General features: G+C 61.0%; 19 protein-coding genes and 1 tRNA gene. 5 read left to right on the top strand and 15 right to left on the bottom strand.

Annotation, left to right across the window (positions count from 1 at the left end; all coding sequences use genetic code 11):
- Positions 1 to 172 precede the first annotated feature (172 nt).
- Positions 173 to 757, bottom strand: coding sequence for a 50S ribosomal protein L25/general stress protein Ctc (locus AC1AX7_RS02130; RefSeq protein ID WP_476508466.1), 585 nt, complete (start codon positions 755 to 757; stop codon positions 173 to 175).
- 461 nt (positions 758 to 1218) lie between these two features.
- Between AC1AX7_RS02130 and AC1AX7_RS02125 the strand changes: the two genes are divergently transcribed.
- Entirely contained in the window at positions 1219 to 2244 is a 1026-nt protein-coding gene (locus AC1AX7_RS02125) for an alpha/beta hydrolase (protein WP_476508465.1), read from the top strand.
- Positions 2245 to 2387: 143 nt separating this feature from the next.
- Here the strand turns inward: AC1AX7_RS02125 and AC1AX7_RS02120 are convergent, their stop codons facing one another.
- From AC1AX7_RS02120 to AC1AX7_RS02110, 3 genes are read right to left on the bottom strand one after another with little or no spacing between them, the layout of a single operon-like run.
- Positions 2388 to 3833, bottom strand: coding sequence for an NAD(P)(+) transhydrogenase (Re/Si-specific) subunit beta (locus tag AC1AX7_RS02120; protein ID WP_476508464.1), 1446 nt, complete (start codon positions 3831 to 3833; stop codon positions 2388 to 2390).
- Positions 3833 to 4138 carry an NAD(P) transhydrogenase subunit alpha part 2 gene (locus tag AC1AX7_RS02115; RefSeq protein ID WP_476508463.1) on the bottom strand — a complete coding sequence of 102 codons (306 nt, stop codon included), beginning with the start codon at positions 4136 to 4138 and terminating at the stop codon, positions 3833 to 3835. The genes AC1AX7_RS02120 and AC1AX7_RS02115 overlap by 1 nt, the downstream gene beginning before the upstream one ends.
- Before the next feature lie 3 nt (positions 4139 to 4141).
- Entirely contained in the window at positions 4142 to 5293 is a 1152-nt protein-coding gene (locus tag AC1AX7_RS02110) for an NAD(P) transhydrogenase subunit alpha (RefSeq protein WP_476508462.1), read from the bottom strand.
- A gap of 253 nt (positions 5294 to 5546) precedes the next feature.
- Here AC1AX7_RS02110 and AC1AX7_RS02105 point away from each other — a divergent pair, with 253 nt between their 5' ends.
- On the top strand, positions 5547 to 7583 hold the full coding sequence (locus AC1AX7_RS02105) for an AMP-dependent synthetase/ligase (protein ID WP_476508461.1): 2037 nt from the start codon (positions 5547 to 5549) through the stop codon (positions 7581 to 7583).
- Between the two features lie 102 nt (positions 7584 to 7685).
- Here the strand turns inward: AC1AX7_RS02105 and era are convergent, their stop codons facing one another.
- From era to AC1AX7_RS02075, 6 genes are all read right to left on the bottom strand, one after another.
- On the bottom strand, positions 7686 to 8672 hold the full coding sequence (era, locus tag AC1AX7_RS02100; protein WP_476508460.1) for a GTPase Era: 987 nt from the start codon (positions 8670 to 8672) through the stop codon (positions 7686 to 7688).
- Positions 8665 to 10089 (bottom strand): hemolysin family protein, encoded by a 1425-nt coding sequence (locus AC1AX7_RS02095; protein WP_476508459.1) that lies wholly within the window; start codon positions 10087 to 10089, stop codon positions 8665 to 8667. Before AC1AX7_RS02095 ends, era begins: the two co-directional genes overlap by 8 nt.
- Positions 10090 to 10276: 187 nt before the next feature.
- Positions 10277 to 10825: an rRNA maturation RNase YbeY gene (ybeY, locus tag AC1AX7_RS02090; RefSeq protein WP_476508458.1), complete on the bottom strand. Its 549-nt coding sequence runs from the start codon at positions 10823 to 10825 to the stop codon at positions 10277 to 10279.
- Positions 10822 to 11979 (bottom strand): PhoH family protein, encoded by a 1158-nt coding sequence (locus AC1AX7_RS02085; protein WP_476508457.1) that lies wholly within the window; start codon positions 11977 to 11979, stop codon positions 10822 to 10824. The genes ybeY and AC1AX7_RS02085 overlap by 4 nt, the downstream gene beginning before the upstream one ends.
- Before the next feature lie 117 nt (positions 11980 to 12096).
- Positions 12097 to 12432 (bottom strand): histidine triad nucleotide-binding protein, encoded by a 336-nt coding sequence (locus tag AC1AX7_RS02080; RefSeq protein ID WP_476508456.1) that lies wholly within the window; start codon positions 12430 to 12432, stop codon positions 12097 to 12099.
- A gap of 149 nt (positions 12433 to 12581) precedes the next feature.
- Positions 12582 to 13379: a 16S rRNA (uracil(1498)-N(3))-methyltransferase gene (locus tag AC1AX7_RS02075; RefSeq protein WP_476508455.1), complete on the bottom strand. Its 798-nt coding sequence runs from the start codon at positions 13377 to 13379 to the stop codon at positions 12582 to 12584.
- Between the two features lie 99 nt (positions 13380 to 13478).
- Here AC1AX7_RS02075 and AC1AX7_RS02070 point away from each other — a divergent pair.
- The 3 genes from AC1AX7_RS02070 to glgC all read left to right on the top strand — a co-directional run bounded on the left by AC1AX7_RS02070 (position 13479) and on the right by glgC (position 16534).
- A tRNA-Leu gene (locus AC1AX7_RS02070) sits at positions 13479 to 13568 on the top strand.
- Between the two features lie 644 nt (positions 13569 to 14212).
- A complete protein-coding gene (locus AC1AX7_RS02065) occupies positions 14213 to 15079 on the top strand; it encodes a TrmH family RNA methyltransferase (RefSeq protein ID WP_476508454.1) in 867 nt (288 codons plus the stop codon).
- 210 nt (positions 15080 to 15289) lie between these two features.
- Entirely contained in the window at positions 15290 to 16534 is a 1245-nt protein-coding gene (gene glgC, locus AC1AX7_RS02060) for a glucose-1-phosphate adenylyltransferase (protein ID WP_476508453.1), read from the top strand.
- A gap of 140 nt (positions 16535 to 16674) precedes the next feature.
- On the opposite strand, the gene AC1AX7_RS02055 is transcribed toward glgC, so the two are convergent.
- The 5 genes from AC1AX7_RS02055 to sufD all read right to left on the bottom strand — a co-directional run bounded on the left by AC1AX7_RS02055 (position 16675) and on the right by sufD (position 21304).
- Positions 16675 to 17286 carry a metal-sulfur cluster assembly factor gene (locus tag AC1AX7_RS02055; protein ID WP_476508452.1) on the bottom strand — a complete coding sequence of 204 codons (612 nt, stop codon included), beginning with the start codon at positions 17284 to 17286 and terminating at the stop codon, positions 16675 to 16677.
- An 85-nt stretch (positions 17287 to 17371) separates the two neighbouring features.
- Positions 17372 to 17920, bottom strand: a complete 549-nt coding sequence (gene sufU, locus AC1AX7_RS02050; RefSeq protein WP_476508676.1) for a Fe-S cluster assembly sulfur transfer protein SufU — start codon at positions 17918 to 17920, stop codon at positions 17372 to 17374.
- Positions 17921 to 17977: 57 nt separating this feature from the next.
- On the bottom strand, positions 17978 to 19261 hold the full coding sequence (locus AC1AX7_RS02045) for a SufS family cysteine desulfurase (RefSeq protein ID WP_476508451.1): 1284 nt from the start codon (positions 19259 to 19261) through the stop codon (positions 17978 to 17980).
- On the bottom strand, positions 19258 to 20037 hold the full coding sequence (gene sufC / locus AC1AX7_RS02040; protein WP_476508450.1) for a Fe-S cluster assembly ATPase SufC: 780 nt from the start codon (positions 20035 to 20037) through the stop codon (positions 19258 to 19260). The genes AC1AX7_RS02045 and sufC overlap by 4 nt, the downstream gene beginning before the upstream one ends.
- Positions 20038 to 20068: 31 nt before the next feature.
- The gene (gene sufD / locus AC1AX7_RS02035) at positions 20069 to 21304 is read right to left on the bottom strand and encodes a Fe-S cluster assembly protein SufD (protein ID WP_476508449.1); all 1236 of its coding nucleotides are present in this window, start codon (positions 21302 to 21304) and stop codon (positions 20069 to 20071) included.
- Positions 21305 to 21306: the final 2 nt, after the last annotated feature.

The raw sequence follows: 21306 nt of genomic DNA, 5'->3' as shown, positions 1-21306 counted from the left end.
TTGTCCGCGCTTGTGGCGCAGGTTCCGGTTGATACTCTCTCACAGGTGCGCGGCAAGGTGGGCGTAAGCGTTCATAATATGAAAAATCCGGGCCTGCATGCGGCATAACACGCGCATGCAGGCCCGAATCATCTACAGCTGAAATGCTTGATAGGGCGGGAACGCCTTACAATCAGGCTTCCGCCGGAGCTTCGGCTTCCTCAGCCGGAGCGGCGTCGCTCGGAACGGTGACGCTCACGACGGACTCTTCCGCATCGGCGACGTCGAGCTCGACGCCTTCCGGCAGGACGACGTCCTTGGCGAAGACCTTGTCGCCGTCCATCAGGCCGTCGACGTTGACCACGATGCGCTCCGGCAGGTTGGCGACGTCGGCGCGGACCTTGAGCTCCTGGATGTCGACGAACGCGACGGCGGCGCCCTTCGGGGTGCCTTCGACGAACACCGGGACCTCGACGTCGATCTTTTCGCCGGCCTTGACCTCGTAGAAGTCGACGTGCTCGACGATGCGCTTCACGGGGTTGCGCTGAACGTCCTTGACGACGGCCATCTTGGATTCCTCGCCGTACTTGATGGTGAACAGCGCGTTGGTGTGGCGCAGGGACAGGGTGGTTTCCTTCATCGGCAGCTGCACGAACACCGGGGCTTCGCCGCCGGCGTAGATGGTGGCCGGAATCAGGTTGGCGACGCGCATGCGGCGGGCAGCGCCCTTGCCGAACTCGGTGCGAACGGCGCCTTCGAGGGTGATGGTGGTAGCCATAATGGTCTCCTTTACTGGTTGGTCTATTTCATTCGGCGCATCAACGAGCCGTGAACACCCGCAAAGGAGTGGAGCACACGCCGAGTCGATAACGGAAGCCGCCATATGAGTTCGCGTTGCGGTCGCAATGCGTCGCCATAGCGTTTCCCTCGCCAAAGCAGTCGTCCTATGACGTCGCCGCGCAAGCAGCGACCGTCTTTTAGACAACGGTCATCTATTATAATCGCGGGCCGGACAATCGCAGCACTGTCGTCATACGCCGCATATATCGGCAAAGATCAGCGAATGCGGCAATCAACATATCTATCGATATGACATATTGCGCGTCACCATTGCGGGCGTCGCCTCACGCGACGCCGATTCCCCTGCGTTTCCTCCCGGCCGGCGGCCTCATCAAACCTTACAATGAAAAAGGATTCGCGAATGCATGAATCCTTAAATCGTTACCAGAAGGGGCAGCAATGACGCGTTCCACTTCAGCCGTCACTCAGTCAGGCAATATGCGTTCCGGCAATACCCGCACGGCGATCATTCGCGGCGTTGCAGCCGGCGCAGGCGTCGCAGCGGTCGCTTGCGCCGGCGCGCTGTACGCGGCCGCCGACGGGCTGTTCCGCCGTATCGTGGATCTGCGTTCCACAACGCAGGCGCCGATTCACACCAGCGAACCGATCGATGCCGCCAACGGGGAGGCCGATTCCTGGTTCGCGCAGGCGCGTCAGCCGGTGGCGCTGACCAGTTGGGACGGGCTTCGCCTGCACGCGTGGCTGTTCGACCCCGACTGCGTCCGGAACAATACGCATCGTTACGCGATCTGCATGCATGGCCGGGGCGACGAGCCGCACAGCATGGCGCCTTGGGCGTACCATTACGCAAAGCTCGGCTTCACCGTGCTTGTACCCGCGCAGCGCGCGCATGAATTAAGCGAAGGCCGCTACACCGGTTTGGGATATCTGGAATACGGCGACCTGATGCAGTGGATCGAGCTGATCGTCGAATCCGATAAGGATGCGCGGATTCTGCTGCATGGCAATGCGATGGGCGGCACCGCCGTAATGATGGCCGCCGGCAGCCCGCAGCTGCCGCGCAACGTGATCGCCGCGATCGAGGACAGCGGATATTGCGATGCACGCGCCCAGTTGGTTCACGTCCTGCGGCGCACGGCGCATATGCCGCAACCTGTCGCGGCAGCCTGCGTCGGCCTGGCCGGCCTGCTGTGCAGGAAACGCGCAGGCTACGATTTTCGGCAGGCGACATGCGCCGAAGCGCTGCATCACACCGTCATTCCGATGCTGTTCGTTCATGGCGGCGGCGACGCGTTCGTCTCCCCCGCCGAAATGCGGAGGAATCATGACAGGTGCTCTTCGCTCGATCGCGAAACGCTGCTGATTCCAGGCGCCGCGCATGCGCTGGGCGCCGTCGCCGCGCCAGACGTGTATTGGCGCAAGGTGACGCGTTTCATAGAACGCGCTTTCGATGATATTCGCTAGTGGATATTCGGCAGTGATCGATGATTCCGATCGATGCTTCCTGTTGATGACTGCTGATCGGAATAAAAAAACTTGTGGCCGCCTTCGTTCCGGAAGGCGGCCACAAGCCTTATATGCGCGTTATCGGCGATTTCGCGGGACCGTTACGCGATCAGCTCCTTGACGGCCGCGATGACGGCCTGCAGGCCGGCCTTCGCGTCGCCGAACAGCATCTGCGTGTTGTCCTTGAAATACAGCTCGTTTTCGATGCCGGCATAGCCCTTGCCGCGGCCGCGCTTCATCACGACCACGTTCTGCGCCATATCGACGTCGAGGATCGGCATGCCGGAGACCGGAGTGCCGGGGCGGCGCGCGGCCGGGTTGGTCACATCGTTGGCGCCGACGACGAGGGCGACGTTGGAGGACGGGAACTGCGGGTTGATGTCGTCCAGGTCGATGAGCTCCTCGTACGGCACGTTCGCTTCCGCGAGCAGCACGTTCATGTGGCCAGGCATACGGCCTGCGACCGGGTGGATGGCGTAGGAGACCTCGACGCCATGGCCCTTGAGCAGCTCGCCGAGGTCGGCGAGCTCGCGCTGAGCCTGAGCCTGAGCCAGACCGAAGCCCGGGACGAAGATGACCTTCTCCGCGTAGACGAGCTGCACGGCTACGTCGTCCGCGGTGGTTTCCTTCATCGTGCCTTCGGGGCCTTCGGCGTCGCCGGCAGCGGCGGAGCCGCCGCCGAAGCCGCCGGCGAGCACGCTCATCAGCGGGCGGTTCATGGCCTTGGACATGTCGATGGACAGGGTCACGCCGGCCGCGCCGACGAGAGCGCCGGCGACGATCAGGGCGATGTTGTTGATGGCCAGGCCGCTCATGGCGACTGCGGTGCCGGTGCAGGCGTTCAGCACGGAAATGACGACCGGCATGTCGGCGCCACCGATCGGGATGACGAAGACCAGGCCGTAGCACAACGCGAACACGGTGGTCAGGATGCTCCACAGCAGACGCTGCTGGGGCTGCACACACAGCATGATGAACGACAGCAGCGTCAGGGCGATGAAGACGATGTTCCACACGCCCTTGGCCGGCAGGGTCAGCTTGCGCAGGAACTTGACGCCCTGCAGCTTGCCGGCCGCGATCAGAGAGCCGGAGAAGGTGACCGAGCCGATGAGGATGCCCAAGCCGGCCGTGATCAGCACGACGATGGTCGGCAGCTCTTCGGAGGTCAGGATGTCGTTCAACGCGACCAGCGCGGCGGCGCCGCCGCCGACCGTGTTGAACACGGAAACCAGCTGCGGCATATCGGTCATCTTGACCTTCTTGGCGGAGACGACGCCTGCGACGGCGCCGATGGCGATGCCGACGACCAGCAGCACGACGGCCACGCCATGCTGGAATCCGTTGCCGATCTCACCGACGAACAGCACGATGAACGCCATGACGACGGCGATGATCATGCCGATCGCGGAAACCATGTTGCCCTTGCGGGCGGTCTTCGGAGAGTTCATCAGATGCAGGCCGATGACGAACAGCACTGCGGCGAACAGATAAACGAACCATTCAATGACGCCGAGCGGCGAGCCCAGCATTTCAGACAGCGTACCCATTACTTGGCTTCTCCGTCCTTCTTCTTCGACTTATCGGACTTGAACATCTCCAGCATGCGGTCGGTGACCACATAGCCGCCGACGACGTTCATCGTGCCCAGCACTGCGGCCAGGAAGATGAACACCCAAGCCAACGGAGAGGTGGCGTGGGCGGCGACGATGACGACGCCGACGATGACGATGCCGTGGATGGAGTTCGCGCCCGACATCAGCGGGGTGTGCAGGGTCGCCGGCACTTTGCCGATGACTTCGACGCCGATGAGCAGCGCCAGAACGAACAGGGTGATCGCTACGACAATATCCATGTTTTACTTCTCGCTTTCCTGCGGGGCTGCGGTTTCGACACGGCCGGCGACCACCAGCGCGTTGTCGAGTTCCTCGCTCAGATCCATACCGAGCTTGCCGTCCTTGACGAAGTGCGCGAGCACATCGGCCACGTTGCGGCTCAACAGGTTGGACGCGGTGGTGGACACGCCGCTGGCCAGATACGGCGCGCCGATGATGGTGACGCCGTTTTCGGTGACCTGCGTGCCGACTTCGGAGCCTTCGACGTTGCCGCCCAATTCGCTGGCCGCGCAGTCGACGATCACGGCGCCGCGATGCAGACCGTCCACGCCCGCCTTGGTCAGCAGAACCGGAGGCTTGCGTCCCGGGACCTTGGCGGTGGTGATGATGACGTCGAATTCGGCTGCCTTCTTGTCGACGGCGGCCTGCTGCTGGGCCTGCTCCTCGGTGGTCAGCGCGCGGGCATAGCCGCCTTCGCCCTGGCCTGCGGAGAAATCCAGACCAAGGTCGAGGAACTTGGCGCCAAGGGATTCGACTTCGCCGCGCGAGGCCGGGCGAACATCGTACGCGGTGACGACGGCGCCCAAACGACGGGCGGTGCCGATGGCCTGCAGGCCTGCGATGCCTGCGCCCAGGATCAGCACCTTCGCCGGACGAATCGTGCCGGCGGCGGTGGTCATCATCGGGAAGAACGAGCCGTATGCGTCGGCGGCGACGAGTGCGGCCTTGTAGCCCATGACGGAATTCTGAGAGGTCATCTCATCCATCGACTGCGCGGAGCTGAGCTGACGCGGCAGCTTTTCGATGGCGACGCCGACCAGTCCGGCGTTTTCCAATGCCGCGACGTAATCGGCATCGGTGAACGAGCCGAGCATGCCGACGATCCACGTTCCGCGCTTGATGCGGGAAAGCATGTCGAGGCTTGGACGGCTGATGAATCCGAGCGCGTCGGCGCGTGCAATCACTTCATCCGCGGAAACGACCTCAGCTCCGGCTTTGGCGTAATCGGCATCGACATAATGTGCTGCGGCGCCTGCGCCGCTTTCGATAAGGCAGGCGACCCCGGCCTTGCGCAGTCTCGTCACGATATCCGGCGTCAGCGCGACGCGGGACTCGTTCGCGCTCGTCTCATTCAAGACGCCGAAGACCACGGTGGCTTCTGGTATTTGAGCCATGTGAGCCCTTTCCTCTTCATTATTCTCAAAGGAATGTGTAATGGACGTCACATAGTTTAATGGACGATTTGACTAAACCGTGATTTTTGTTCCGTTGTACGGTACGCCCCCAACCGCCGTCCACCCGCTTTACCGGGCCGCGCGACGGCGCTTGGACGTGCGTCTGCCTACGGTAGCGTAAGGTGACGAACCGGACGGAAACGATTATCATTCAGTGTTTGAGAAAGAACGTTACGTGGTAAAGGGAGCTATTTTGTCTGTTATCACCTCATTGAACAAGCAGGCTGCGAATCTGGTGCAGAAGGCGCTGCGTCTGGGAGGTGACTTCGTCCATCCCGTCAGCGACGACTCCGGCAACACCCCCGATTATGTGGATCCGGGCGAATACGCCACTCCGAGCGGCAGCATCGAACTGCCGCACACCGACGAATGGGGTCCGGGCTTCCCCACCACGACGCTTATCGACCCTGAGACCGGTCTGCTGACCTCCTCCACCGCCGGCAATCCTGCGTTGGACGAAGGCACGTCGATCTACGACATCTACGCCGACCGCGCACGCCGCATGGGCGATGAGCCGTTGTACACGTATAAGAACGGCGACGACTGGGTCACCAAAACCGGCAACGAGGTACTCGCCGACATTCGCGCCGTGGCGAAGGGCCTGCTGCATTACGGTCTGAAGAAGGGCGACGGCGTCGCCTTCATGTGCAGGACCTCCTACCAGTGGGATGTCTTCGACGCCGCAGTGATGGCGTGCGGAGGCGTGCTGGCCACCATTTACGACACCGATTCCGCGGATCAGATCCGCAACATCGTCGACAATTCCGATTCCCGTCTGCTGGTCGTCGAAACACTCGACATGCGCAATGAAGCCGCCGATGCGGAGGCGCAGTGCCCGACGTTGGAACGTGTGATGTGTCTGGAGAACGGCGCGCTCGAGGAACTGATGGCATACGGCGCGTCCGTAAGCGATGAGGAGCTGGACGAACGGATCGATTCGGTGAAGAAGACCGACCTGTGCTCCATCGTGTACACGTCCGGTTCCACCGCAGCGCCGAAGGGCGTGGAAATGACGCACGAGCATTACTGCACCACCGCGCTGAACCTGCCGAGCTACATGCCGGAACTGCTGCACGACAGGAAGAACACCGTGCTGCTGTTCCTCCCCCAGGCCCATTCCTTCGCCCGAGCCATCAACTACATCGTGGTGGCCAGCGATCTGCATGTCTACATCGCGCAGGGCATCAAGACGCTGATCACCGATCTTCAGGTGGCCAAGCCGTCCGTGATGATCGTCGTCCCGCGTGTTCTGGAAAAGGTCTACAACGCCGCCTCGCAGAAGGCCGGCCATGGCGCCAAGGGCGTCGTCTTCGCCTCCGCCGTGGTCGCCGCGCAGAACTATATGAAGGAGTCCAGCGAAAAGGGCAAGCCGAGCCGTTTGACCAGCATGCGCCGTGCGGCCTTCGATCCGATCGTCTATTCGGCGTTACGCGAAGTGCTGGGCGGACGCGCCAAGTGGATCGTCGCCGGCGGCGCCCCTCTTGACCCGGAATTGCTGGCGTTCTTCCGTGGTGCGGGTGTGCCGGTCTATGAAGGCTATGGCCTGACCGAAACGACGGCTCCCTGCGCGTTCAGCGTGCTCGGCTCACCGTTCCATCAGGGCTCGGTCGGCATCGCGTTCCCGGGTTTCCAGCTGCGTATCGCCGAAGACGACGAGATCCAGGTCAAGGGCACGTCCGTGTTCCCGCGCTATCACAAGAATCCGGAAGCGACCGAGGATTCGTTCACCGAGGACGGCTGGTATGCGACGGGCGATCTGGGACGTCTCGACAATGACGGTTTCCTCTACATCACCGGCCGCAAGAAGGATCTGATCATCACCGCGGGCGGCAAGAACGTCGCTCCGGGTCCGATCGAAGAGGTCATCAAGCGTTGCGAATTCGTCTCCCAGGCTCTGGTGCTCGGCGACAAGCGTCCGTTTATTTCGGCGCTGATCACGCTTGACGAGGAGACCCTGCGCCCGTGGCTTGCCGCCAAGGGACTGGACGAGAACATGTCGCTGGAGGACGCCGCCGAAAACGCAGCCGTCCGCGGCGAAATCCAGAAGTGGGTCGACAAGGCGAACGAAGGCGTTTCCCGTGCGGAATCGGTTCGCAAGTTCATCGTGCTGCCGGAGGAGTTCTCTCAGGAGAACGGCCTGATGACCGCTTCGATGAAGGTCATCCGTCCGAAGGTCATCAAGCGTTATTCAACGCTGCTGAACACGAAGATGTACACCAAGCGCAAGTGATTTTCGGTTCCGTACCGGGATATAAGTGGAGGGCGTATGGAATTCCATGCGCCCTCCACTTATATCCCGTCGTATGCCGTTGATCGAAGACCGCCGCGACGGTCAGAAGCCGAGACGTTCCAGCTGCTTCGGATCGGACTGCCAACCCTTGGCGACCTTCACATGCAGGTCAAGCTTCGCCTTTTGGCCGATGATGCGATTGACCGGCGTGCGCAGCTTCTTCTTGACTCGCACAAGATGCTCCGCGTTCCTGCCGATGATGATCGGCTTCTGCGAATCACGCTCCACATAGATCGACACCATGACCATGGCCTTGCCGTCATAGCCGGCACCGGTCTCGTTATCCTGCGGATATTCGATGGAATCGACGACGACGGCCAACGAATGCGGCAGTTCGTCGTCAAGTTCCTCCAGGAACGCGCCACGGATCAGTTCGGCGATCGTATCCTCAGGGCGTTCCTCGGTGATCATTTCAGCCGGATACATCTGCGGGCCTTCAGGCATGTTGGCGATCAGCACGTTGCGCACTTCCTCCAGATTGTCATGCTTCAAGGCGCTTACCGGCACGATGTCGGCGAAATCGGCGAATTCATTGATTTCAATCAGCTTCGCAATCAGCTGTTCGCGGTCAAGTTCATCGATCTTCGTGACGATGGCGATCAGCGGCACCTTCCATGAGAGCGTGCCGTCCTCACGTTTCGTGGCGAATTCGGAACGCAGACGGCTCAGAATACGGCGGTCGCCGGGGCCGATCTCCTGATCGCCCGGCAGAAGGAACGCGACGGCATCCACTTCGGCCAACGATTCGTCCACGACGTCGTTAAGACGTTGCCCGAGCAGCGTGCGCGGACGGTGGATGCCAGGAGTGTCGACCAGCACGATCTGCGCGTTTTCAGTGGTCAGGATACCGCGGATGGCCTTGCGGGTCGTCTCCGGACGGGACGATGCGATGGCGATCTGCGTACCGATCAACGCGTTGGTCAACGTCGACTTGCCCACATTCGGACGGCCGACCACGGCCACGAATCCGGAACGATAAGCGCCTGGCTCCGTATTCGTGTTCGCTGTGTGCTGCTGGCTATCAGTCATGCTGCTCCTTGGATTCCTTGCCTGTTGTATGGTTCTGGCCCGCTTCGGACCCGTTATTATCCGTATTGTCAGTTTCCTCGTCGCCCTCGACGTGCGCCGGCTCGACCATGATCGTCGACACCTTCTTACGACGCCCTGCGGAGTCGACCGCGGTCAGGCGCAATCCGCGCGTCACCGCGGTGGCGCCCACGATCGGCACACGGCCGATCAGCTTCGTGAGCAGGCCGTACACGGTGTCGACGTCGTCTTCATCGATGTCGATTTCGAAGATCTCCTCCAAATCGGCGATCGGCGTACGCGCGGGAACGCTCCAACGACTATCGCCGACCTTTTCCGGCTCGAAATGCTGCGTGCGGTCATGCTCGTCCTCCAATTCGCCAACGATCTGCTCAATCGCGTCCTCGATCGTGACAAGGCCCGCAATGCCGCCGTATTCGTCGACGACGACGGCGACATGCTGGCGTGTGCGCTGCATCTGGTGGAACAGGTCATCGACCGGCTTCAATTCCGGCACCAGCATCGGTTCACGGCAGATCGAAGCGACGTCACGCGATATCGCTGCGGGATTGAACGCCGTCGCGCGCACGGCATCCTTCAGATAGGCGACGCCGATCAGATCGTCGACGTCATCGCCGATAACGGGCACGCGCGAAAAACCGGAGCGAGAGCACAGCTTCAGCATGTTCTCCAACGTGTCGTCGCGGCCGATGCAGATCATATCGGTGCGCGGCACCATGATCTCACGCGTCAGCGTTTCCGAAAGCGACAGCACGTTGCGCATCATTTCGGAAAGCTCGGGATCGAAATCGTTCGATTCGACCAAGCGGTCGACCATCGCACGGCCCTGTTCGATCTGGATCTTCTCCAGCTCCTCGTCGTCGGAAAGATCCTGATCCTTGCGACGGCGTGAATCGGGTTGGCCGCCGATCCTGGAAAACGGCGTCAGCGCAACGGCCATGGTGGCGATGCCGGCATGCTTGAGCATGATGTCGACCGGCTTCGACATGCCGGTCAAACGCGGACGCACAAGAATCGACACGATGGCGGCGACCAATGCGAACAGCACGCCGCACACCACTTCCAGCCATAACGGAGCACCATACAACGACGCGATGCAGGTGACCAGAACACCGTCCAGCACATTGCACACGATGCGGAAGAACGCGCACGATCCGGAGGTCGCGTATCGGTTCGCAATCAGTCTTTGCACTTTATGAATGCGATCGATTTTCTTCATCCGGACGAATTGCGTGATTTCGGAATCGGTCTGAGCCTCCAGGATCAGATTGTTCAGGCTTGCCCTGGTCACACGGGCGACGGCGCCTTCCGTGGCGGCCATGGACAAGGAGAACCAGACCAGAATCAGCGCAACCGCGCCCAGCACTACAGTCAACGTGATCGTCGTACTGTCATACATCGTGTCGTAAATCCTTCACACTATATTCGGCGAAATACACGTTCCGCGGCACCCTGCAGGAGCCGCTCACCAGTCTATCATCAGCACGGGCGCGAAGGGGCGGAAGCCTGCGGCGCAAAAAGGGCGGGCCCGATCGGGCCCGCCCCATGATCCATCGTCAGCGGATCGCTTATACGGCGCTCATGCATCACTGTTTGAAGAACTGGCGTTTTCCGCCGTGCGCGGCGTCCCACAAGGCCAGCTCGTCCTGAGAGCCCGCCGGCAGGACCGCGGGGGCGCCGACGCCCTGCCGCAACGCGAAGAACGTCAGCAGCAGCTGACGCTGCAGACCGAACATCTGCCGCTCCTGCTCCGGCGTCACATGATCGTATCCAAGCAGATGCAGGATGCCGTGAATCGTCAGCAGCAGCATCTCATCCATGACGCTGTGTCCGGCCGCCGCGGCCTGCTGGGCCGCCACCCACGGGCAGATCACGATGTCGCCCAACACGCCTTCCATCACGGTACGTCCGTCCCCCGGGCGCAGCTCGTCCATCGGGAAGCTCATCACATCGGTCGGGCCTTCCAGGTTCATCCAACGCAAATGCAACTGCGCGATCGGATCGGGATCGACGAACATGATCGTCAGATCGGACTGCGTGCTCACACGCATCTGGTCCATCACCCACACGCCCAAATCGGAGAACGCCTTCTCATCGATCTGCCAAACGGTTTCATTCGTCACTTCGACGCTCATCGCGCCCCTTCCTCAATATACTGCGCTTCCGCGGTGCGACTGCCGTCATCCTGCTTCGTTCGATCCCGACGATAGTCGCGGCCATGGTCGCCGGCGATCGCCGCATGCCGGTCGTATGCGGCGACGATACGGCCGACCAGCGCATGACGTACGACGTCTTCGGCCTGCAGATGCGCGAACGCGATATCGTCAATGCCGTCGAGGATATGTTCGATCGACGCCAAACCGGAACGCGGCACCGTCAGATCGACCTGCGTGATATCGCCGGTGATCACCATCGTCGTGTTGAACCCCAAACGCGTCAGGAACATCTTCATCTGCTGTTCGGTGGTGTTCTGCGCCTCGTCAAGGATCACGAACGCGTCGTTCAGGGTGCGGCCGCGCATGTAGGCGAGCGGCGCGACCTCGATCGTGCCGTCATCCATATAACGATGCAGCTGGTCGGCGCCCAGCATGTCGGAGAGCGCGTCATAAAGCGGGCGCAGATACGGATCGACCTTCTCGTTCAACGTGCCGGGAAGGAATCCCAGATTCTCCCCCGCTTCCACTGCAGGGCGCGTCAGAATGATGCGGCGTACGCGTCGGTCCTGGAACGCGCGCACGGCCTTGGCCACGGCGAGATACGTCTTGCCGGTGCCTGCCGGGCCGATCGCGAACGTGACCGTATGGGATTCGATGGCGTTCACATATGCGATCTGGCCTGCTGTTTTCGCGCGCACCGGTTTGCCGGCGGCGAACGTGATCACGCCCGGCACCTGCGGTTTGCGCCGCAGGCCGTCATCCGTGGTCCGAGCCTGTGGAATGCGGTCTTCCGCATCGGCGCGAAACTGCTCCATCCTTTCGCCATGGCCCGGATATGTACGGCGAACATCATTGCGCAGCACGCGCTGGTCCAGCAGACGACGCACCATATCCGCGTCCATCGGCGCCACGTACGCGGCCTGGATGATGTCTTCGATCACATGCTGCGCCTGCGCCGCCTGCGATTCGGTCTGCTTGGAACGCGACATGACGCCGATGCGATTGCCGCGAATCACAATCGTCAGATCGGGGAAAGCGCGTTCGACTTCACGGATCACCTCATCGGCGGGACCGAACACCGTGACCGGATTAAGCTGCTGAGGAATCGTAATGGTACGTGTCGTTGTTGCCACTGAACCTCTTCTTTATGTCAAGACTTGCATCGGATAGCGGATCGCGATATGGCCGCCCGCCCGACCGTCGGGTCGGCCAGTGGCCACGCGAAGCTCTCCGAATCGTTTTCCGCCGCTTTATTCCGCCATTTTCTCGCCGGTCAGCACATGCGCGTGCACATGGAACACCGACTGGCCCGCATCCGAACCGGTGTTGAAGATCAGACGATATGCGCCATGGAATTCCTTATCGGCGATCCGCTGCGCGACTTCGACCATGTGGGACAGTTGCGCGCCGTCAGCGGCCGCCAGCTTGGCGACGTTCTCATAATGCGTCTTCGGTACGATCAGCACGTGCACCTTGGCCTGCGGATTGATGTCCTTGAATGCGAACGTGGTGTCGTCCTCATACACCTTGTCGCCGGGAATATCGCCGGCAATGATCTTGCAGAACAGGCAATCCGAATCGTTCATGATGCTTCCTTCACCGTGTTTCCATATGTTCGTCCATGCGTCGGCATGACGTACGGGACGCGCGGACATCCCCACGCATCCCATGTTACCCATGCCACCGCCACCAATGCTATTGCATTTTGCGGATAACGACGCCGCCGCGTTCGATATCAGGAAAAACGTCCGACGGAACGCGCCAGCAACGACAACGCGACGGGACCGGCCGCGGAGGCCCGCAGAATGTTCGTGCCGAGCACGCACACTTCGGCGCCGGCATCGGTGAACGATTCGACCTCCTGATCGCTGATGCCGCCTTCCGGTCCCACTACGACGTATATCGTGCGCTCGTGGCCATCCTCAAGGCACCTGTCGCACAATGCACGGATGCGTTCGTCGATTTCGTCCCAAGTGCGCGTCGCGTCCTGATGCAGCACGATCACCAGGCTTCCGCGCACGCATGCACGACGGCAGATCGCCACGATCTGCTTCGACGACACGCAATCGCCCAGATCCGGCATCCAGGCGCGGCGGGACTGTTCGGTGGCGGCCTGCAGCACCTGGCTCCACTTGCGATCGGTGCGCCCCGCCTTCCACTTGGCGATCGAACGGTCCGCCTGCCACGGGATCACCTCATCCACGCCGATCTGCGTGGCCACATCGATCGCCTGCTCGTCATGACCGTTCTTCGCCAACGCCTGCACCAGCGCCAACCTGACCTTAGGAGCCGGTTCCCTGCCGAATTCACGGACTTCGGCGATGCCCTGCTGTTCGTCGCGCAGTATGGCGCGCACACGCAATCCCCTGCCGTCGGACAGCTGCAATTCATCACCCGCCTTCAAGCGCATGGACTGCACGGCATGACGTTTGACGGATGCCGGCAGCGTCAGCTTCCAGCCGGCATGCATGCCGTCGCTGTCGATCGGCACGTCATCATGTTCGGTATCAAGCAAAAACAAAGGATTCGTCATGCTTACAGGCTACACAGAAGAAGCGCGACACGCCGTATTTGCACAACCGGCGTCCGTCGCATATAGTTCTAACTCGTTGCCGCACAGAGCAACGAACAAGTCCGGGTGGCGGAATGGTAGACGCGCTAGCTTGAGGTGCTAGTGCCTATTTATACAGGCGTGCGGGTTCAAGTCCCGCTCCGGACACCATCAAGGCCGGTTTCCAAGTGATTGGGAACCGGCCTTTTTGCGTTGCTGAAGCAAGCTTCAGCGGCGTTTTTGCGTGCTCCCCGTCTTACTTCGATCTTTGGCGGTTTCGGGACATTGGCTGCCGTCCTCTTGTTGGCAGCCTTCCTCTTGACAGTTTTTGTCGCCGTCAGCGGCGCGTCGCGTTCAAAACCGTCGGCATGAGGAGGCGGGGCCACATCAGGGCGCGCCGGCAGCCCACTGCCGAAACATCCAAAAGTGCCGTCTTTCGACGATGCCACTGCGCAAAAAGTGACGTTTGAGGCCCATCTTTTGTCCACTTTTGCGCAGTGCCCTCGTGCAAGACGGCACTTTTGGACATCAGTGGTCATCCCTTTGGCAGTTTTGGTCGCAACACGCCGCCAACTGCGTCCAATTGCGCCAGTGGTGGGAGGCCACGCAAACACGAATGATGCATATCGACGTGGGAAACGGCTCGGTAGGCATAGAAACTGAAAACTGATATGCTGACAGTGTCTTCAAGCTTCTCTATTCGGACCCGTTATTGGCCCTTGGCGTGAGAAGCTCATTTATTTCCTGATCTTAAGTGGACGTGGGATGATATATATATTGACCGCTGGGCAGCAACAGGAAAGGACTTCACGATTATGCGGTTCATCGCTTTGGAAAGCATTGACGACGAGCGCGTCGCGCCATACGTGAATCTGACCGAAATGCAATTGCGTAATCGTCTGGAGCCTGAGAAGGGTCTGTTCATCGCGGAATCGCCGAAGGTGATCGACCGCGCGCTTGCCGCCGGCCGCGAACCCATCTCCTTACTGGTCGAAGAGCCGTGGATCGAAGGCATGGCCGGCACGCTCGCGGTGATAGAGAAAAACTGGGGCCCGGATGTTCCGGTATATGTGGCCTCCCCCGACCAGTTGAAGCGTCTTACCGGCTATCGTCTGCATCGCGGCGCGCTGTCGGCGATGAAGCGCTGGCCGCTTCCCAGCGTCGAAGAAGTATGCCGCAACGCGCGACGCATCGCGGTCATGGAGAACATCGTCGACCATACGAATGTCGGAGCGCTGATGCGTTCGGCGGCCGCCCTCGGCGTCGACGCCGTGCTGGTGACGCCTTCCTGCGGCGACCCGCTGTACCGCCGCGCCGCCCGTGTCTCGATGGGCACGGTTTTCCAGATTCCATGGACGCGCATCGGCGAAGAGAAGAACGACTGGCCTTTCGTCGGCATGCAGACACTGCATGATCTGGGATTCACGACGGTGGCGATGGCGTTGGAGGACGATTCGATTTCGATGGATGACCTGGTTCGCCGATTGAACGCCGATCCCGCGACGCCTGAATGCATCGACAGGCTTGCGCTGATTTTCGGCACGGAGGGCGACGGCTTGTCTCATCATACGATTTCGCGCGCCGATTTGACCGTGAAGATCCCGATGTATCATGACGTCGACAGTCTGAATGTCGCAGCGTCCAGCGCGGTCGCCTTCTACGCGACCGCCATACGCGATTGACGCCGCCGCTCGTCGGCGCGTCTGTCGGCACGCTTATTCCTTTCATATAGACGAATTGTCGGCAAAATGTTACGACGCGCGTGAAAATTACCGTGTCTTACATCGTTTTTGTGCAATTATTGTCTGTGTAATCGGTCAGCAACGATGCGGACCGGTTCCGGGCAAACGTAATACGGTGTCGAAAGACGCTCTTAGAGAGGAGTAATACTGATGGTAAAGAATCCGAAGATCCTTTCCATTGTGTTGGCAGGCGGCGAAGGCACGCGGCTCATGCCGCTGACCCGCGATCGGGCTAAGCCGGCGGTTCCGTTCGGCGGCGTGTTCCGTTTGATCGACTTTCCGCTGAGCAATCTGGTCAATTCCGGATATCAGCATGTGGTCGTGCTGACCCAGTACAAATCGCACTCGCTTGACCGTCACATTTCGCTTACCTGGCGTTTCTCGCCGCTGCTGGGCAACTATGTCTCCCCTGTTCCGGCCCAGCAGCGCTTGGGCAAGCACTGGTATCTGGGTTCCGCCGACGCCATCTATCAGACCGTGAACATCATCGAGGATGTTCAGCCGGATATCGTCGTCATCGTCGGCGCCGACCACGTGTATCGCATGGACTTCCAGCAGATGGTGCAGCAGCATATCGAATCCGGCGCCGAGTTCACCGTCGCCGGCATTCGTCAGCCGGTCAGCCAGTCCAACCAGTTCGGCGTGATCGACGTGGACCCCAATCATCCGAATATGATCCGCTCCTTCCAGGAGAAGCCGGAAACCGCTGACGGCCTGCCGGACGACCCGAATTCCATCCTCGCTTCGATGGGCAATTACGTCGCCAATACGGATGCGCTGTTTGATGCGCTGTCGCTGGATGAAAAATCCGAGAACACGAAACATGACATGGGCGGCGACATCGCCCCGTACTTCGCATCCCGCAACGAGGCCGGCGTCTACGACTTCACCACGAATGAGATTCCGGGCTCCACGGCTGCCGATCACGCGTATTGGCGTGACGTGGGCACGCTTCGCCAGTTCTACGATGCGCATATGGATTTGATCTCGTATGTGCCGGAGTTCAATCTGTACAATTCCGAATGGCCGATCTATACGATGTCGGGCAACCTGCCGCCGGCGAAGTTCGTGCATGCCGGCCGCGACCGTCTCGGCCACGCCACCGATTCGATCGTCTCCCCCGGCGTCATCGTGTCCGGCGGTGAAGTGCATCACTCGGTGCTATCGCCGAATGTGCGCATCCATTCGTGGTCCCAGGTCGTCGATTCGATTCTGTTCGACGGCGTGACGATCAACCGTCGCGCCCGCGTCTACAAGGCGATCCTCGACAAGAACGTCGTGCTTACCGAGAATTCCACGGTCGGTATCGATACCGAGCACGATCTTGCACGCGGCTTCACGGTGACGCCGGAAGGCATCACCGTCGTACCGAAGGGCACGGTCGTCGACGACTGACGCATCCGCAGGAAGGGGCGGCGCTTCATTTGAAGCGCCGCCCCTTCGTTTGCCCGTTCCATACGATTGAACGATATTCAATGATTGCGCCGACGATCCTCCATGATGATTGTCTGATGATTGCCGGCGATCAATGACGATCAATATTGCGGCATCGCATCGAGATTGAAGCCCAATGCGGCAAGCTGCTCACGGCCTTCCGGCGTGATCTTCGCGGTGGACCAACGCGGCTGCCACGTCCAGTCGATACGGAATTCGTCGACGAGGCCGGCCAAGGTGCTGGCGCATTCGTCTTCGATCAGATCGGTAAGCGGGCATGCCGGCGTCGTCAACGTCATCGTGATGATGGCACGTCCCAATTCGTCGATTTCAATGCCGTATACCAGGCCCAGATCAATGACGTCGATGCCGAGTTCCGGGTCGATGACCTGATGCAACGCCTCACGCACATCATGCGCGGTGGCGCGGCCGATTTCGTCGACGGCCTTCAGCGCGATGCCGTCATCCTGCTGCCGGCATGCGCAATCATCCGCTCCCCCATGCTCGTGGCCTCCGCATCCGCAGCCGTCCGTGGCATGGGCGTCAGTGATGCCCTCGGAAGACGCGGCCTGGGCTTCGACATCATCCGACGTGTACAGTGCGGCGAGATTCGGATTGGCCATGACACGGCGCGCCGCATCTTCGTCGCCGACCACTTTGTTCACCGAATCGAAAACCGTTGCGGCGGGTTCCGGAACCAGATTGTCGCTCATTGTCACTCCATTATCATTATTGACGTCGTATTCACTATATGCGACCGTCTCCCGGTATTCCAGCGATTCGGTCGAAAGCGGATTCTCACATGGCCGACAGCGCCTTCGCCACGGAATCCTTCATGCCTTCCCATCCGAGCAGCGCGCATTTGATGCGCATCGGATATTTGGAGGCGCCTTGGAACACAATGGCGTCGCCCAGGCGTTCCTCGGCGTCCTCATCATTCAGGCCGGCGCCGCGCGATTCCATCAGCGAATGAAAATCACCGGCCAGCGCCATCGCATCGTCAATGGTCCGGCCTTCCACCAAATCCGTCATGATGGAAAGGCTGGCCTGCGAAATGGAACAGCCGTGGCCGTCCCAGGCGATATGGCTGATGCGGTGCGGATCGTCCCGTGAAAGCTCAACGCGAATCGTCGCCTCGTCGCCGCAGGTCGGATTGAATTGATGCGACTGGCCCTGCACGCAGTACTCATGCGAGGCCTGCATCGTGCTGCTCGTCTCTGCCGCGGCGCCCTCCTGCGCGAGGTCCGGCGCGAAATGCTCTTTGCCGTGCGGATTCTTCGAAGCCTCCAGAATGACTTCCTGGTACATCTGTTCCAGGTCCGCGTCGCTCATGCCGTAATCGTTCATCATTTCTATCGTTTCCCTGTTCGTATCATCCGTCCGCCCATCGCGGTCGGCGAGCGTCTACGCGACGCCGAAGAAGCCGCGCACTTGCGCGACGGCTTCGACCAGCCGCGATGCGTCCTCAACCGTGTTGTAGACGCCTGTCGACGCGCGATTCGACGCGTATACGCCGAAATGGCGGTGCACAGGCTGCGCGCAATGATGGCCGACGCGGATGGCGATGCCTTTCGCGTCAATGAACTGGCCGACATCATGCGGATGCACGCCCTCAATGTCGAACGCGACGGTGCCGATACGCCGTTCGGCCGAACCGGGGCCCAGAATGCGTACGCCTTCGATATCGCCCAATTTCAGCAATTCATCGGTGATGGCGCGTTCGTGCGCTTCGATGACGTCCATGCCGATCGCGGACATCCATCGCGCCGCCGCCGCAGCGGCGACGACCTGTGCCATCGGCTGCGTTCCCGCCTCGAATTTCGCAGGAGGCGCCATATATTGGGCGGGCGCGTCCATCCACGCCAACTCCACCATGGATCCGCCGAAATTCACCGCAGGCAGCGCCTCCAGCAATGCGCGGCGGCCATACAGGAATCCCACGCCGGTAGGCCCATACATTTTATGGGCGCTCCATACGGCGAAATCGACGTCCAAGGCATGCATGTCGACGGCCAGATGCGGCACTGACTGGCAGGCGTCGAGGACGAACAGGCCGCCCACTTCATGAGCGCGCCGCACGATGGGCGCGATATCGGTGATCGCGCCGGTGACGTTGCCGACATGCGTGACCGCGACGATGCGCGTACGCTCCGTGATGACCGATCGCAGCGTATCCGCATCGGTCAGGATGCGGCCTTCGGCGTCAAGGTCAAGCCATTTCAGCGTGGCACCGGTACGGGCGGCCAATTCCTGGAACGGCAGCAACACGGAATGATGCTCCGCCTTGGACACGACGATTTCATCGCCCGGTTTCAAAGCGAAGCCTTCGGCAGGTTTGCCGCCTCGGCCAAGGCTGGCCAATCCGAATGCGTTGGCCAGCAGATTCAGGCCGCCGGTCGCGCCGGAGGTGACGACGATCTCTTCGCCGCCTTCACGCCATTCGGCGCCGACGAAACGCGCGACGGCCGCGCGGGCGTCCTCGAATGCCATTGTGGCGCGGGCCGCCAATTCGTGGGCGCCACGATGGACGCCCGCATTGATCGTCCGGTAGAAATCGGATTCCGCGTCGATCACGCATTGCGGCTTCTGCGCGGTGGCCGCCGAATCAAGATAGTCCAGCGGCGCACCGTGAATCCGCTGATCGAGGATCGGGAACTGGCTTCGAATCGAAGCGAAATCCGCACTCATGCCAGCGCCGATTCGGAATCGGAGCCTTCCGGCAGATACTGGTCGTAGCCGTTCTCTTCCAGCTCATCGGCCAGTTCCGGGCCGGCGGTGCGCACGAAACGGCCACCGGAGAAGACGTGCACGATATCCGGCTTGATGTATTTGAGGATGCGTGTGTAATGGGTGACCATCAGCACGCCGAAATCATTCGCTTCCTTCGCGCGGTTCACGCCTTCCGAAACGATGCGCAGCGCGTCGACGTCCAAGCCGGAATCGGTTTCGTCGAGAATCGCGAACTTGGGCTTGAGCAATTCAAGCTGCAGCACTTCGGCACGCTTCTTCTCGCCGCCGGAGAAGCCTTCGTTCACCGAACGCGTGGCGAACTTCGGATCCATCTTCAGCCGCTTCATCGCTTCGGTGAGTTCCTTCGTCCAGGTGCGGACGGCCGGAGCCTTGCCGTCGATTTCGGTTTTCGCGGTGCGCAGGAAGTTCGTCATGGAAACGCCCGGCACTTCCACCGGATACTGCATGGCCAGGAACAGGCCGGCCTTGGCGCGCTCGTCAGGCGTCATCATCAGAATGTCCTCGCCGTCCAGCAGCACCTGGCCGGAGTCGACCTCATACTTCGGGTGGCCGGCCAGCGTGTACGCCAGCGTGGACTTGCCCGAACCGTTCGGGCCCATGATCGCGTGGACTTCGCCGGAATTGACGGTGAGATTCACGCCTTTGAGGATCTGCTTGCGGCCTTCCTTGGTTTCCACCGAGGCGTACAGGTCTTTGATTTCAAGAGTTGACATGCTGTGTTTCCTCCAATTCCAAGTCTTCGTTTCACGCCGATTCGACGGCGTCGCCGGCGTCGCCGGCATTCACGCTTTCGCTGCGCGTCAGGCGACGGTCGATCACGGTCATCAGATGTTCGGCGATGGCGTCGACGCCGATCTCTTCGACCAGTTCGCCGAAGAATCCGCGTACCACCAGCTTGCGGGCCTCACGTTCGCTGATGCCGCGGGACTGCAGGTAGAACAGTTCCTCATCGTCGAAACGGCCCACCGAGCTGGCATGGCCGGCGCCGACGATATTGCCGTTTTCGATTTCCAGATTCGGTTCGGAATCGGCGATGGCGCCCGGGGTGAGCACCAGATTGCGGTTGAGTTCGTAGGAATCCGTGCCCGGGGCGTTCGGTTCGATCAGCGCGTTGCCGACCCATGTGCTGTGCGCGCCCCTACCGGACAATGCGCCCTTGTAGACGACGCGGGACTTGCATTCCGGCTGATTATGCACCACCATCGTGCGATGTTCGATATGCTCGCCCGGGTCGACGAAATAGATGCCCAGCATGTTGAGGTCCGACTGCGGGCCTGCGAAATCCTGGTCCATGCGGATACGCACGAAATCACCGCCCAGAGTGACGACTGAATGGCGCAGCGAGGCCGCTTCGCCCACGCGGATGCGATGGTTGCCCACATGCTTGCTGCCTGGCACCCATTCCTGAATGAACGTGGCGGAGACATGCGAATCCCGCCCGGTGATGATTTCAACGCCTTCTGCAAGGCGCGCCGTTCCATCGTGTTCGATGACGACATCGGCATGCACGTTGGCTTTGGCGGTGATGACCAGATGCAACGCGTCAAGGTCGAAATCGTGACCGGTGATCTTCACCAGTACAGGCTGGCCGGTGTCGCCGTTGAGATTCACGACGGTCGCCTCACGGCTGGAATGCCATTCGACGGCGGCGGCGCGATCGCGCGGCTGCGACACCGTGCCGGCAGGAGCCTGGTCCATGGAGACGGTCCGCACGTCGACAACCGCCGGATCGATCGGCGTGCCGTCGACGTTGGTGACGGCGATTTCGGTGCGGCCGCTCGGTTCGAACACGTCGAAGAATTCGGGAATGCGGTCGACCGGAGTGAATCGCCAATCGTCCTGATTGCGGTCCGGCATCGTGAAATCAGCCAGGTCGAACGAACGCGGCGCACAATCCGCGCTGGACGGCATGCCCGCCGGATTCGCATACGAATCGTTCCGCCCCGCCACGGGAACATTGATTTCGGTTTGCGCTGTCATGA

This window comes from Bifidobacterium sp. LH_449 (assembly GCF_056356755.1).
The sequence above is the reverse complement of the archived record's forward strand: the minus strand, read 5'-3'. Positions and strand labels throughout refer to the sequence as shown.